Consider the following 13,222-nt stretch of genomic DNA (forward strand, 5'->3'; position numbering starts at 1 on the left):
AACCTGGATCAATAACCCAAGTGAATCCCGGCTAGAATCCCGGCTAGAAATGCGCGCCATGAGGCGGCGCCGGCAGGTCGAGATGTCTTGCAACGGTCGCGCCGATGTCGGCAAAGCCGGCGCGCCGGCCGATCGGAGCCGTTGACCGCGCGGTCCACGCCAGGATCGGGACCTGCTCGCGCGTATGATCGGTGCCGCTCCAGGTCGGATCGCAGCCATGATCGGCGGTGATGATGAGAAGATCGTCGCTTCGCAGCCGGCTCAGCAACTCGGGGAGGCGGGCATCGAAAGCTTCGAGCGCCGCTGCGTAACCGGCGACGTCGCGGCGGTGGCCGTAGAGCGTGTCGAAATCGATGAAGTTCGCGAACAAAAGCCCGCCTTCTGCAAGGCCTCTCAGCCCATCGAGCGCGGCATCGAAAAGCGCCGCATTGCCGTCGCCGCGCAGGTTTCGCCCGGTGCCGCGATGGGCGAAGATGTCGTCGATCTTGCCGATCGTGACGATGTCGCGGCCGGCAGTGTCAGCAAGGTCGAGGATGGTTCGCTCGGGCGGCGGCACCGAGAAATCGCGCCGGTGCGAGCTGCGCTTGAAGCTGTCCGCGCTCGTTCCGACGAACGGACGTGCGATGACGCGGCCGATGTTCAGGGGATCGACCAGCCGCCTCGCGACCGTGCAGACCTCATAGAGTCGCTCGAGCCCGAACGTCTCCTCGTGCGCCGCGATCTGGAACACGCTGTCGGCCGAGGTGTAGCAGATCGGCTCGCCGCTGCGCATGTGGCGCTCGCCGAATTCGGCGATGATGTCGGCGCCGGAGGCGTGGCAGTTGCCGAGGATGCCGGGCAGTCCGGCTTGTTCGCACAGCTTCGTTACGAGATCGCGCGGGAAGCAGGGCTGGATCTTTGGAAAATAGCCCCAGTCGAACGCGACAGGCACGCCGGCGATCTCCCAATGGCCGGATGGCGTGTCCTTGCCACTCGATATCTCGCTGGCGCAGCCATAGCGCGCATGTTGAACGCAGCCGTCGAGCCCGGGCGGGACGCGCCCCGTCGCAAAGCGGCAGGCCTCTCCAAGGCCAAGCCCCACGAGATTGGGCAGGCGCAACGGGCCGTCCCGTTGCGGACCATTGGCACGCCCGGCCATGCACGCATCCGCAATGTGGCCGACAGTGTCGGCACCTTCGTCGCCGTAATTGGCGGCGTCGGGCGCCGCGCCGATTCCGACGGAATCCATCACCAGGATCAGGGCACGCATGTCGGCTCCCTGAGCGGCGGGGAGGCGCCAATGGAAGAGGCGAGACCGGTCTTCGTGCAATAGCGCTCGACCATCCGCGCGCAGAAATCGGCGAACTCGTTCACGTCGAGCGGCGGGCTGGTGTGATGCGGTTCGAGGCCGCGGTGTTCCGGCGTGAAACAGAACGTCGCGGTGACATCGAACTCGGCCAGCGCATCCATCTGGCGATCGAACCAGTCCAGCGCATTGGGACGGAAGCTGTCGGCCCATGACAGGCCGGTCCGCAAGTGCCTGACGCCGAAGCGGCGCATCCAGCGCACGGCGTCATCGAGACGATGGTCCTCGAAATGAAACCACTGGCAGAGGCCCATGTCGGCGGCATATTGGCCGAACAGCTCCGCTGCGGCTTTCGGCGTTCCGTCTTCGCGCAGCAGGCCCATGTGGAAATGCCGGTAATAGGAGGACCCCTCCGCCTCCTTGTGCCGCGTGGTCGCCTCCCAGGCCGAAGGGAGATCATAGAGGCTGTACCAGTGGATGCGCGGCGCACGGCCGATCAGAAGGTCGGCGGTGCGCGACAGGCCCCAGGCTTGCACCTCCTCGGCGCCGAACGAGGAGACGCCGACCTCGGTCACCCAGACCGGGAGCGAGGTAACAGCCTTGATCTCCTCGATCTTCGCCGGCCATTCTCCGATCTGCCATAAATTCCAGTCGAGCGGAAAGCCGTGCACGGCGACGGCGTCGACGTGGTCGAGCACGCCGCGCGCCTGCATGCTGCGCATGAAGGACGGGTCGATCGGCGAGATGCCGCCGAGCACGCGCGGCAAGGTCGGATGCGCGCTGCGGATAGCTTTTCCCGCCGCGAGGGCAAGATTCGCGAACATCGTCCAGTCCGGGTCGATCAGCAGGTCCCAATGCGACTTGTTGTTCGGCTCGTTCCAGATCTTGGCAGCTTCGATCATCGACCCGCCTCCCGTAATGGATAAACCGGTCCGTCAGCCTGCGGCCGTACCGTGTGCCTGCACAGATAGACTTCCTCCTCCGGATGCGCCGCGATGGCAAAGCCGGCGCTGCGCAGCATGGCCTCGACGCAGGCGCGATTGGGCACCCACCAATTGGTGGGATCGTCGGCATATTTGTGCTCGATGAAGTGCAGCTTCGGGTAGCCGGAGGAATCGAACTGCTCGGTAGTCCAGAAGTCGTAGTTCTTTTCGATCGCATCGACATGGCTATCGCCGCGCAGCATCGACTGGAACAGCAGGAGATCGCCGGCGACGTGCTCATGGATCAGGTCCAGCGCCAGCAGCGGGTGTCGCAGATGGTAGAGCACGCCCATGAAGATCACGAGGTCGAACTTCTCACGGAGCTGCCCGACATCATAGGCCGACATCTTGCGGAATTCGATCCTGAGCCCGTTCACTTCGGCCGCGAAGCGGGCCTGGGCCAGATATTCTTCGTCGGTGTCGAGGCCGAGCACGCGTTCGGCACCGCGCCGCTTCATCTCCATGGCGTAGAAGCCGGCATTGCAGCCGATATCGAGCACGGTCTTGCCTTCGAGCCGGTCCGGGATGATGCCGGAGAAGCGCTGCCACTTCACATTGGGGTAGTCGCCGAGAAAGTGGGACGGCGCCGTCGGCACGCCCTTGAGGTCAAGATTGTGAAACCATGGCCCTAGCGCATCGACGCGCTGGCGGATTTCCTCACGGGACAGGGCCCCTCGGGTCATGCAATCGCTCCGTTATTCATTGAGACCGGCCGGGCCCCGTCCGATGAGGCGCGGGCCCGCAACGTGGAACGGCCCTCGACGCCCTCGGCGAGCAGGGCCATTGCCGTGCGATAGCCGTCGATGGTGCCGACATCGACATAGGATTCGCCGGCCTTGATGCCGATGCCGATGCCGCCGGCCGCAAGATAGGCATTGACCAGCGTCCCGAAATATTCGTCGCGGCGTTCGCGTGCGCGCCACAGCGACTGGAGCTGGCGGAAGCCGTGCGCCGACATCTTGAAAGCACCCCAGATCCAGCGCGAGGCTGCATTCGGCTGCTTGACCTGGATCTCCGTCACCTGCTCGCCGTCCAGCACCACCGCATCGAAGAATTCGGGGTGCTCGACCGGGAACAGCAGGAACGAGAGGTCTGCGTCGGGTAGGGATTGCAGGGCCGCCTTGGGAAACCAGACCGTGTCGGGCAAGCCGACCATGACGTCCTCGTGCTGCCCGACGACTGTGCTTGCCCTGAACACCGCGTCGCACAGGCCGGAGGCTTCGGGCTGCACCACATAGGCGAGCTCGGCGCTGCCGTAATGGTCGCCGAAATATTCGAGGATGTCGGACTTGCCGGGCGAGATCACGAAGCAGATCTTGTCCGCGCCGCCGAGGATGAGGCGCTCCAGCAGATATTCGGAGACGGCGCAGGGACGGTCGGTGCCGTCGTCGCGCCGGCTGCCGACCGGCAGCAATTCCTTCGAGAAGGCGAGCGGCTGGATACGGCTGCCGCGGCCTGCGGCCGGAACGATGCCCCACATGATCAGGCCTCCTCGATTTGTTGCCGGCTGACGCGGCTCGACGCAATCTGCTCGAGCATCGAGATCAGTTCACGCGCCCGCTTGTCGGATGTGTGCTGGTCCATGGTGCGGTCATAAGCGCGCAGGGCCATGCGTCTGAGCTCGGCATCCGGCATCGCGAGTGCGGCAAGCGCGTCGTGCTCATCGCGTGCGATCAGGATCTCCTCTCCGGGCGCGAAGAAGTCCGCAATTCCGGGCCAGTCGTCGCTGAGCAGCGGAGCACCGCATGCCGCGGCCTCGAACAGCCGGCCCGACGGGCACCAGCCCATCTCCGCCATGGCCCGGCGGGTGACGTTGAGGGTCAGCCGCGATGAGGCAAAGAACGGCGCGTGCTCGGACGGCGGTAGGTGCCGCACGAAATAGATGTTGGGCGACCATGGGAAATCGTCCGGATATTGCGCGCCGCCGATCAGGAAACGGAGATCCTGGCGCGCCCGCGCGGGCGCGACGAAAAGCGTCTCGAGCGTGCGCTGGCGGTCTTCGGAGTAGGTGCCGAGATAGGACAAATCGGCGCGATAATGCGGCTGCGGCGTAACCGGATGGTGGATGTCTGTGTCGACATGCCCATAAAGCGGCTGGGTGTCGCGCGCGCCGAGCCTGTTGCGGAATTCGTCCGCAACGTGAGGCCCTCCGGTAAAGCTGAGCACCAGCGCGAAGTCCCGCAGGCCGCGCGGGCCGATATAGGGGACAGCCTCGCCGGCGGTGAGCCTTGCCAGCGTGACCGGCGTATCGAGGTCGTAGAACACGGGAACGGCACGATCCTCGGCGAGGATCAGCTCGGTCGCGGCGATCGCATCGGGACAATAGGAGGTCACGATCGCGACGTCGGCGTCACGGATTTCGGCGATTGCCGCCTGCCGCACATCGTCCCAGTTAGCGAACAGCCGGAGCGCGCCGCCCGGCAGTTCGTAGAGATCGCGGGCACCGGCATAATAGGGCACGTCGCGCTCGAAGAAGACGACGCTGTGTCCCGAACGCGCGAGATGCTTGCAGAGGCCGCGCCACAAGGTGGCGTGACCGTTGCCCCAGGACGAGGAGATTGTCAGGCCGAAGATGACGATCTTCACGCCGGCACCCGCTTGTTGATCCCGGTGATCTTCATGCCGCTTCTGTCGGCGCGGAGCGTGCTGATGCTGGCCGGATCGATCTCGATCGAGAGAAACTGGTCGAGCGGCGTGCGCGAATAGTGCAGCAGCGCGGCGCGGATCGGCTCGGCGTGGCTGACGAGCACGACGGCGTCGAGATTGCGATCGCCACGCAACTGCTCCAGATGAGCGACCATGCGGCTCTGAAGCGACCGCATGCTCTCGCCGCCGGGCGGGCGGCTGGTGCCGCGTCGCTTATTCCAGCGTGACCATCGGGGATCCGGCGCCAGGTCGTCGAACGATCGTCCGGTCCATTCGCCATAATCGAGTTCGTCGAGGGCGGGAACGATCTCGACCGGCAGCCTGAAATGCGCCGCGAGGATGCATGCCGACTGCATACAGCGCCGTTGCGGACTGGACTGAATGAGCGATGGCCGCGGCGCGATGGTGCCGGCACAGCGCGCCATTTCCTCACAGCCGAGATCGTCGAGCGCGACGCCTTTCATCCGGCCGCACAGGATGCGGCCGAGCAGGGCGTGGTGACCGTGCCGGACGAGATGAATAATGCCAGCCATCACGCAAACGCCTTGTCGTCGATGAAGGCGCGCGTCCGCCGCCCGGCCTCCTCGTCGGTGAACTGCTGCGGCGGTGATTTCATGAAATAGCTGGACGGGCCGGTCAGCGCTCCGGCCTGGCCGCGGTCCATGGCGAGCTTGGCACAGCGCACCGCGTCGATCACGACGCCCGCCGAATTCGGGGAGTCCCAGACCTCGAGCTTGACCTCGGCGCTCAGGGGAACGCCGCCGAACGTCGTTCCCTCCAGGCGGATGAAGGCGAGCTTGCGGTCGGTGAGCCACGGCACGTGGTCGCTCGGTCCGACATGGATGTTGTCGGGGTCCATGGGGACGTCGAACTGGCTGGTCACGGCCTGGGTCTTGGAGATCTTCTTCGAGGCCAGCCGCTCCCGTTCGAGCATGTTCTTGAAATCGGTGTTGCCGCCGACATTGAGCTGGTAAGTGCGGTCGAGCCGCACCCCGCGCTCGCGGAACAGATTGGCGAGCACGCGATGCAGGATGGTGGCACCGACCTGGCTCTTGATGTCGTCGCCGACGATCGGCAGGCCCGCTTCCTCGAAGCGGCGCTGCCAATCCGGATTGGAGGCGATGAAGACCGGAATGCAATTGACGTAGCCGCAGCCGGCCTCGATGGCGCGCGCCGCATACCACTCGCTGGCGCGCTGCGAGCCGACCGGAAGATAGGAGACCAGGACGTCGGTGCGGGACATCGCCAGCACTTCGGACACGTCGGCCTCCGGCACCTCCGCAATCGGAACGTCGTCGGTGAGATAATGTCCGATGCCATCCAGGACCGGACCGCGCTGGACGATCACGCCTGTCGGCGCGACGTCGGAGAAGCGGTGCGTGTTGTTGGGCGGGGCGAAGATCGCATCGGCGACGTCGCGGCCGACCTTGTTGGCGTTGACGTCGAACGCCGAAGCGATCTGGATGTCGCTGATATGGTAACCGCCGAGGTCCGCGTTCATCAGCCCCGGGACCGGCTCGTTCGACTTGGCGTTGCGGTAGTAGGTGAGGCCCTGGACGAAGGAGCTCGCGCAATTGCCGACGCCGACGAGTCCGACGCGCACGCGGCGCCTGTGTTGGAGACGAGAATGCATGGAATGAAGCCCTCCGGAAGCACGCGGCGTCGGTGCAAGAGTCGGTGTAAGTACGTCGGCGAACGTGTGGAAGGTATGTTCGTTCCTGGAAAGGAGATGGCGGGCGGCACGCCTTGGCCGATTCCTCGCGTCAAAATGCGACGCGCTTAACATGGGATAAAATCCCGTACCGCCTGCTCGGAACGAACGACTTTCATGATGAAGATGAAGAAGATGAAGAAGATGAAGAAGATGAAGAAGATGATGCTCGCCTCGCGCGACCGCTTCGTACTATCGCGAAGAACAAATCACCCCGGCCCGCGTTTGTCGGCCAATGGTTCGATGCAGTGCGCGGGTTCATCGCCCGGCTAGTCAACGAGGGTGTGACATGACGTCCAAGGCGCAAAACAGCGAAGCTCACGAGACTACCGATCACAACGTCATCCAGAAATGGGCCGAGGAGCGCGGCGGGAGGCCGGCGACGGTGAAGGCGACGGAGGAGGATGGCCACGCAGGAATCCTGCGCATTGATTTTGATCCGCCGGACGAAGCGCTGGATCGCATCAGCTGGGACGAGTTCTTCGAAAAGTTCGATGAAGCCGGCATTGCGTTCCTGCATCAGGATCGAACCAAGGACGGCAAGCTCAGTCGATTCCACAAGTTCGTGCGACATTAGCGACCGCGCGACATGGCGGGCGGCTGGGCGGAAGCAATCAGGGCGGGCGATTTCGCACGCGCCTGGACGATCAACGATCGAGATTTGTTGGAGATCGCGCATCCGCCCAAGCACACCGGCCCGCGCCATCTCCAGCGGATCTGGCGCGGCGAGGACATGAACGATAAGCACGTGCTGGTGCGCTGCTATCACGGACTCGGCGACACCATCCAGTTCCTGCGCTTCATGAAGCCGCTTCGCGCGATTGCGCGCAGCGTCACCCTGTGGTGTCAACCCGAGGTGCTGCCGCTGGTCGAGGGCGCAGCGGGCGTCGATCGCGCCATCCCGCTGCATGATGGTGCGCCCGAGAGCGCTTTCGAGGTCGACATCGAGATCATGGAGGTACCGCACGCCATCAGAGCGCGCCGGGATCAGGTGGAGATGCGTGGTCCTTACCTGGCGCTGCCTCCAATTGCTCTTCCGCCGCTTCGGCGAGAACAAAGTCTGGCCGTCGGCCTGGTCTGGAAAGTCGGTGAGTGGGACAAGCGGCGGGAGGTTCCGGCCGTCTTGCTGCGCAATCTCGCGGGTCCCGGCGTGACGCTCCATTCGCTCCAGCGCGGCGCCAGCGCCGATGAGCTCGCGGCGATCGGGGCGCGGGACGTCAGCACGCCCGACATCATAGCGCTCGGCCACCGCCTGCGGCAGCTCGATCTCGTCGTATGTGTCGACACCATGGTGGCGCACCTTGCGGGCGCGCTGGGATGCGAGGCCTGGGTCTTGCTGCATGCCGATTGCGACTGGCGCTGGCCTCAATCCGGCGCGCGTTCGTTCTGGTATCCGAGCCTGCGGCTGTTTCATCAAACACGGCCGGACGACTGGGGTCCTGTCATTGCCGAGGTCCGAAACGGGCTGCAGGCCCGCCTCGAAGCAGGTAGAGCGACCGCAGCGATGTGATTTCCAGGCCATTCTTTCCAAGACATTGCTGAGGAACGAGCGCCGCCCACGCGCTTTGGAGCAACGTCTTCGCGAGGGAAAGACGCTCATGCAAAGTTCCGACGCCGGTGTGTCGACCGCCAGCCTGTCGCGCGTGACAGACGATATCTGGATCGTGAACGACAAGCCGATCAGCGCCGCCGGCCTGCAACTGCCCGTGCGGATGACCGTGATCCGCCTGTCGAATGGCGACCTCGTGCTGCATTCGCCGGTGAGATATTCGCCGGCTCTGCGCCAGGAGCTGGAGCGGCTGGGCACGATCAGATGCCTGCTGGCGCCAAATATTGCGCACTGGATGTTCCTGCCTGAATGGCAGAGGCAGTTGCCGCAGGCAGCGGTCCTTGCCGCGCGCGGCCTTGCGGCGCGCTGGCAGGTGCGGGCGGCGGGCCTGCGTATCGATCGCGAGCTTGGGGATACGACGCCGGAGGAATGGGCCGCCGATCTCGAAACGGTGTCGGTGAATGCTCCGATGTTCTCGGAGATCGAGCTGTTCGACAGACGGAGCCGGACGCTGGTTCTGACCGATCTCGTGCAGAACCTCGATCCCGACCACCTCAGCGCCTCGAATGCGGCTGCGGCGAACCTGCTCGGCATTGCCAGGCCGGACGGGAAGGCCCCGGTCTATCTGCGGCTGCTGCTCCGCCTCGGCGGCCGTTCGGCGCGAGCTGCGGCCGAGCGGCTCGTGAAGCTGGCTCCGGAGCGGGTGATCTTTGCGCATGGTGACTAGTTCGAAACACAGGGAACGGCACGCCTGCGGCGATCCCTGCGCTGGCTGCTTCCGGCGAAGGTCTCGGGACGCGAGCACAGGCAGATGGTCGGCACGCGCGTCGTCATCACCGGCGCCTCCAGTGGAATCGGCCGCGCCGCGGCGCTGGCGTTTGCGCGCGAGGGCGCAAGCGTGGTCCTCGCCGCACGCCGCGGCGAGGTCTTGATGCGGCTTGCTGCCGAGTGCGAGGCGCTCGGAGGCCGCGCGCTGGCCGTGCCAACCGACGTCACTGACGCGGAGGCGGTGCAGCGTCTGGCCGGTGCGGCGGACGAGGCCTTCGGCGGCATCGACGTCTGGATCAACAACGCCGGCACGGGCGTGTTCGGGGCCTATCAGGACGCGGACATCGTGCTTCATCGCCGGACCATCGAGGTCAATCTGCTCGGCACCATGCATGGCGCGTTCGCGGTGCTTCCGATCTTCCTCCGCCAGAACCGCGGTGTCCTGATCAACAACATCTCGCTCGGCGGCTGGGCGCCGACGCCCTTTGCCGCAGCCTACACCGCCAGCAAGTTCGGCCTGCGCGGCTTCACCGCAAGCTTGCGTCAGGAGCTCCGGGCTCATCCCGACATTCACGTCTGTGGCGTCTTTCCGTCCATGGTCGATACGCCGGGCTTCGTCCACGGCGCCAACGTCTCCGGACGAAGGCTCGATCCTGGTCCGCTGCTTTATCAATCCGAAGATGTAGCCCAGACCCTCTTGAGCCTCGTCCGCGCGCCGCGTGACGAGATGGCCGTGGGGTGGCCGGCGCGCGCCGGGCAACTGGCCTATGCGATTGCCCCTGAGATCACCGAGAATATCATAGGAGCTGCATTCCGCTGGCTACTGTCGCGCGCGCGTCCCGCAGCAAGGAACGAAGGCACCTTGCTCGAAGCGGGTCCGCAGGGCACGTCCGTCGACGGCGGCTGGCTGGTGCGGAAGCAGGTTCCGCCGGCCGCTGTGCTCAGCAAGGGGCTCGTGGTGCTCGGGATCGCTGCCGGCCTGGCATTCGCGGCATCGAGGGCGGGCCGTTCCAGGCCCCGCGCGAGGACGCGGCGGCGCCGCGCGTGAGTCCGCGGCAATCTCGCGCCGAGGACCCGACGGCGATGCCCCCGCCGGACCGCAGATGGCTCCGGCGCCGGAACGAAGCCCCGAAACCGCGCGTTCCTGCGGGAAACATCCGAGGACCAGACGTTGCCGCTCTATCATTTTGATTTGGTGGATTCTGAAACCGTAGCCGACGAGGGAGGTGCCGATTTGCCGGACGACATCAAGGCTCTGGATGTCGCCGAAGAGATTGCGCGGCGCCTGCTCGAGGAGCGTCCCGAGCTCAAGGGCCGCCACTTCTCGATCCTCGTCACGAACGAGGATGGTGAGGAAATCGGCCGGATGCCGCTGGATGTAGTGCACTGAAGCCGTGATCTGACATGACGTTCACGATTGGGGTGATCGCCGACACGCATGGACTGCTGAGGCCCGAGGCGGAGCGCTGCCTCGCCGGCGTCTCGCACATCATCCACGCCGGCGACATCGGCGCCCAGGCGGTGATGGACGGGCTTTGCCGCATCGCACCCGTCACCGCGATCAGGGGAAATGTCGACCGGGGCACGTGGGCTGAACGCTTTCCCGAAACACAAACGCTGCGCCTCGGCGGCCGCAGCTTCCACGTCCTGCACGACCTCAACGAGCTGACGATCGATCCTGCCGAGCTCGAAATCGACGTCGTGGTCTCAGGGCATTCCCACCGCGCGCGGATCGAAACCGTCAACGGCGTGCTTTATCTGAATCCAGGCAGCGCAGGGAAGCGACGCTTCAAGCTGCCGATTACGCTGGCAACGCTGGAGCTCGATTCCGGCGGGCCGCTGCGGCCCGTCATTCATGATCTCGACAGGGTCTGACGCTAGGCCGGCGACCGCCGCCTAGTGCGTCTTCGATTTCTGCCACCGCTCCAGATCCAGCGGCGGCCGTTCCGGATCGATCTGTTCCTTCTCGGGATTGCCTTGCCAGGGCTTGTTCGTCTGCCGGTGCGTCGGCATATCGGTCTTCCGGCGTGGATCGTCGAGCGGTGTCTCTCGCGGATCGGTTTCAGGTTCAGTCGCCTTTGGCATGTGTGCTCTCCGGGGGATTTGCGCGGTGCCGATAAGGCAACAACCCGAGCAGTATCAGCTCGTTCCAGCGGCTTTGTCATGGTTCCGGCTGCGGCGATCGGTTCAGGAACGACTCCGGGCGCAGTTCATTGCTCCGTATCAGGATCGCGAAGCGATACAGGAGCAAAAGATGTCAAAAATGCCTCCCGTCCCCGAAGAGCAGCGAAGCAACAAAGGGCCGGGTTCCGACCCCGTCGTCGAAACGGCGGAACGGGAGCCGGGCCGCGAGAACTTCGACACCCAGGGCCACCACGGCAATATCAAGCAGAACACGACCAATCAGGGCTATCAGCAAGACCGATGACGCTCGACCTCAACAAACCCAGTGAGAGACATGCGATGAGTAGAATGGGTCTCGTGCTGGTCGCCGTATTGGCGGCCGCCACCGCCGGTCCCGCATGGGGACAGGGTGGCGGCGGTGGCACGGGAGGAAGCGCCGGTGGCGGGGCGGCCGGGAGCACGTCCTCGGCGCCCGGAACCAACTCGGCCGGAACGGCTCAGTCGAGCGGTGGCGCAGGCCCAAGGGGATCGACGACGGTCGGGCGACCCGGCAATCCGGCAGGCGGCTCCAATGTCGGACGCATCGATGGGACCGTCACGCCCGGACCCTCGCTGCAGGGCGACGACCAGATTCGTTCGGAGACCTCCCGCGATTCCGAAGCGGATCGAAAGATCAAAGGCATCTGCAGGGGATGCTAAGCCTATGATGCTGACCCCTTGATCAGCAGGGCTATCGCATTTGAGATTTTCCCTGCGGCCATCCTTCGAGACGCCCGCTTGAGGCGGGCTCCTCAGGATGAGGTCGGAGTGCGCGGCAGCAGTTTCAACGGGCACTGACACCGATTAGCCTCATCCTGAGGAGGCGCGTCAGCGCCGTCTGGAAGGACGAGGCGTGCGCGCAGACCGCCGCCACAAGTCATATGCGATTGCCCTGCCTCTGATCAGGACGCCGGCTTGACCGGCGTCCAGTCTAGGTCCGCATCATCGCGAGGCTCGGCTCGACCAACCCCGCCTCATCGGCTTTCTCCAGCGCTTCCTCGTTGGTCGGAAACGTGCGGCTCATCTTCTCTCCGTCCTTGAGCAGGGCGTATGCCATGATCGCCTCTCTGGCTTCCGTCGCTACGCACTATGCGATTTCCCTGAGGTTACTCAGGGTCGACAATCCGAGGCCACCCAAAGCAAGCAAGAACGATCTTCTCGGCATGTGCATCTCCAACATGTGAGCGACAGACGCAGCGTGATATCGAACGTTCCTATCGGGAATGAAGCCGATAACCAATCGCGCACGCGTGCCGACGAATGTCTGGCTCGCCTAACGTATGTTAGTCCCGATGAATTGGCACGATTGATCGCAAGCTCGATCCCAGTGAGATGCTGATTGCCATAGGAACGTGCGCGTGCGGCATGGCTTGATTCCGCATCGGAAGTGCCGAGCCGCGCACGAGTTCACCACATGCAAGACAGACAAAGCGATTTCCCGACGTCCGCAGGCGTCCTTCTCGGACTTGGCCTCGGCGCATTCTTCGACGGCATCGTCTTTCATCAGCTGCTGCAATGGCATCATATGTTAAGCGGTTGGTATCCGCTCAATTCCATCGAGAACATCACCCTCAATACGACTTGGGACGGCATCTTTCACAGTACCGCCTACGTCCTAGTGCTCGCCGGGCTTTTTCTGCTGTGGCAGCGGACACGCCGAAGCGCGCCGCGGTGGTCCGGCTCGCAGTGTTTCGGGACGATCCTGATCGGGTGGGGCATCTTCAATCTCGCTGAAGGCGTGGTCGATCACCAGATCCTGAGATTGCATCAGGTGAACGAGACCGTGCCCGACGACCAGCGCATTTTCTGGGATATCGGCTTCCTGCTGTGGGGGGCTGCGATGATCTTCATGGGCGTTGCCATGGCACGCGTGGGGGCGCAGGAGGGAGTGCATGCGAAAGGCAGCCTACAGGGTCGTTAGAAACACGCCGCCGGCTCTGGTCTACGTGATCTTTCTGCTGCTGCTCGTGCTCGCAACGGCACCAGCGTTTCGACCAGTGCTGTTCGGCCTCTCCATCGACGATCTCTTGCAGTTGCGCTGTTTTTCGCCGGTCTGAGCGCGGAGGTGACCATGGTGGAGTTCAGGCTTCCTAGAAATTCCCGCGCCCCCACGCGAG

At 64.5% G+C, this 13,222-nt stretch carries 18 protein-coding genes and 1 pseudogene; 10 read left to right on the forward strand and 9 right to left on the reverse strand.

Annotated features, from left to right (window positions below; genetic code table 11):
- Window positions 1-43: 43 nt before the first annotated feature.
- The 7 genes from ACVWYQ_RS00120 to ACVWYQ_RS00150 are packed head-to-tail and all read right to left on the reverse strand — an operon-like array spanning window position 44 to window position 6,547.
- Entirely contained in the window at window positions 44-1,249 is a 1,206-nt protein-coding gene (locus ACVWYQ_RS00120) for a phosphopentomutase (RefSeq protein WP_404542022.1), read from the reverse strand.
- Complete coding sequence (locus tag ACVWYQ_RS00125; RefSeq protein ID WP_404542020.1) at window positions 1,237-2,187, reverse strand: glycoside hydrolase 5 family protein; 951 nt, start codon at window positions 2,185-2,187, stop codon at window positions 1,237-1,239. Before ACVWYQ_RS00125 ends, ACVWYQ_RS00120 begins: the two co-directional genes overlap by 13 nt.
- Window positions 2,184-2,951 carry a TIGR04290 family methyltransferase gene (locus ACVWYQ_RS00130; protein WP_404542018.1) on the reverse strand — a complete coding sequence of 256 codons (768 nt, stop codon included), beginning with the start codon at window positions 2,949-2,951 and terminating at the stop codon, window positions 2,184-2,186. Before ACVWYQ_RS00130 ends, ACVWYQ_RS00125 begins: the two co-directional genes overlap by 4 nt.
- Window positions 2,948-3,748, reverse strand: coding sequence for a sugar phosphate nucleotidyltransferase (locus tag ACVWYQ_RS00135; protein WP_456725330.1), 801 nt, complete (start codon window positions 3,746-3,748; stop codon window positions 2,948-2,950). Before ACVWYQ_RS00135 ends, ACVWYQ_RS00130 begins: the two co-directional genes overlap by 4 nt.
- A gap of 2 nt (window positions 3,749-3,750) precedes the next feature.
- Window positions 3,751-4,854 carry a CgeB family protein gene (locus ACVWYQ_RS00140; RefSeq protein WP_456725331.1) on the reverse strand — a complete coding sequence of 368 codons (1,104 nt, stop codon included), beginning with the start codon at window positions 4,852-4,854 and terminating at the stop codon, window positions 3,751-3,753.
- Window positions 4,851-5,447 (reverse strand): histidine phosphatase family protein, encoded by a 597-nt coding sequence (locus tag ACVWYQ_RS00145; RefSeq protein WP_456725332.1) that lies wholly within the window; start codon window positions 5,445-5,447, stop codon window positions 4,851-4,853. The genes ACVWYQ_RS00140 and ACVWYQ_RS00145 overlap by 4 nt, the downstream gene beginning before the upstream one ends.
- Window positions 5,447-6,547: an inositol-3-phosphate synthase gene (locus ACVWYQ_RS00150; RefSeq protein WP_271541054.1), complete on the reverse strand. Its 1,101-nt coding sequence runs from the start codon at window positions 6,545-6,547 to the stop codon at window positions 5,447-5,449. Before ACVWYQ_RS00150 ends, ACVWYQ_RS00145 begins: the two co-directional genes overlap by 1 nt.
- 113 nt (window positions 6,548-6,660) lie before the next feature.
- Here ACVWYQ_RS00150 and ACVWYQ_RS00155 point away from each other — a divergent pair, with 113 nt between their 5' ends.
- From ACVWYQ_RS00155 to ACVWYQ_RS00180, 6 genes and pseudogenes are all read left to right on the forward strand, one after another.
- The gene (locus ACVWYQ_RS00155) at window positions 6,661-6,918 is read left to right on the forward strand and encodes a hypothetical protein (protein WP_456725333.1); all 258 of its coding nucleotides are present in this window, start codon (window positions 6,661-6,663) and stop codon (window positions 6,916-6,918) included.
- Window positions 6,915-7,202 (forward strand): hypothetical protein, encoded by a 288-nt coding sequence (locus ACVWYQ_RS00160; RefSeq protein WP_157282700.1) that lies wholly within the window; start codon window positions 6,915-6,917, stop codon window positions 7,200-7,202. The genes ACVWYQ_RS00155 and ACVWYQ_RS00160 overlap by 4 nt, the downstream gene beginning before the upstream one ends.
- A 12-nt stretch (window positions 7,203-7,214) precedes the next feature.
- On the forward strand, window positions 7,215-8,135 hold the full coding sequence (locus ACVWYQ_RS00165) for a glycosyltransferase family protein (RefSeq protein WP_404542006.1): 921 nt from the start codon (window positions 7,215-7,217) through the stop codon (window positions 8,133-8,135).
- Window positions 8,136-8,223: 88 nt separating this feature from the next.
- Window positions 8,224-9,990, forward strand: a pseudogene (locus tag ACVWYQ_RS00170) (SDR family oxidoreductase).
- Between the two features lie 123 nt (window positions 9,991-10,113).
- Complete coding sequence (locus tag ACVWYQ_RS00175) at window positions 10,114-10,332, forward strand: DUF6894 family protein (protein WP_157282706.1); 219 nt, start codon at window positions 10,114-10,116, stop codon at window positions 10,330-10,332.
- Between the two features lie 14 nt (window positions 10,333-10,346).
- Window positions 10,347-10,817 (forward strand): metallophosphoesterase family protein, encoded by a 471-nt coding sequence (locus ACVWYQ_RS00180; protein ID WP_275501109.1) that lies wholly within the window; start codon window positions 10,347-10,349, stop codon window positions 10,815-10,817.
- A gap of 21 nt (window positions 10,818-10,838) precedes the next feature.
- Here the strand turns inward: ACVWYQ_RS00180 and ACVWYQ_RS00185 are convergent, their stop codons facing one another.
- Complete coding sequence (locus ACVWYQ_RS00185; RefSeq protein WP_036023690.1) at window positions 10,839-11,027, reverse strand: hypothetical protein; 189 nt, start codon at window positions 11,025-11,027, stop codon at window positions 10,839-10,841.
- Between the two features lie 25 nt (window positions 11,028-11,052).
- Between ACVWYQ_RS00185 and ACVWYQ_RS00190 the strand changes: the two genes are divergently transcribed.
- Window positions 11,053-11,370 (forward strand): hypothetical protein, encoded by a 318-nt coding sequence (locus ACVWYQ_RS00190; RefSeq protein WP_275510229.1) that lies wholly within the window; start codon window positions 11,053-11,055, stop codon window positions 11,368-11,370.
- Window positions 11,371-11,405: 35 nt separating this feature from the next.
- A complete protein-coding gene (locus ACVWYQ_RS00195; RefSeq protein WP_275509344.1) occupies window positions 11,406-11,765 on the forward strand; it encodes a hypothetical protein in 360 nt (119 codons plus the stop codon).
- 271 nt (window positions 11,766-12,036) lie between these two features.
- Here ACVWYQ_RS00195 and ACVWYQ_RS00200 read toward each other — a convergent pair whose 3' ends face one another.
- Window positions 12,037-12,162 (reverse strand): hypothetical protein, encoded by a 126-nt coding sequence (locus tag ACVWYQ_RS00200; RefSeq protein WP_456725334.1) that lies wholly within the window; start codon window positions 12,160-12,162, stop codon window positions 12,037-12,039.
- Between the two features lie 357 nt (window positions 12,163-12,519).
- On the opposite strand from ACVWYQ_RS00200, the gene ACVWYQ_RS00205 reads away from it, so the two are divergent.
- Window positions 12,520-13,026: a DUF2243 domain-containing protein gene (locus tag ACVWYQ_RS00205; RefSeq protein ID WP_404541995.1), complete on the forward strand. Its 507-nt coding sequence runs from the start codon at window positions 12,520-12,522 to the stop codon at window positions 13,024-13,026.
- Window positions 12,998-13,162: a hypothetical protein gene (locus ACVWYQ_RS00210; RefSeq protein WP_271541032.1), complete on the forward strand. Its 165-nt coding sequence runs from the start codon at window positions 12,998-13,000 to the stop codon at window positions 13,160-13,162. The genes ACVWYQ_RS00205 and ACVWYQ_RS00210 overlap by 29 nt, the downstream gene beginning before the upstream one ends.
- Window positions 13,163-13,222: the final 60 nt, after the last annotated feature.

This window comes from Bradyrhizobium sp. USDA 3397 (genome assembly GCF_054060965.1).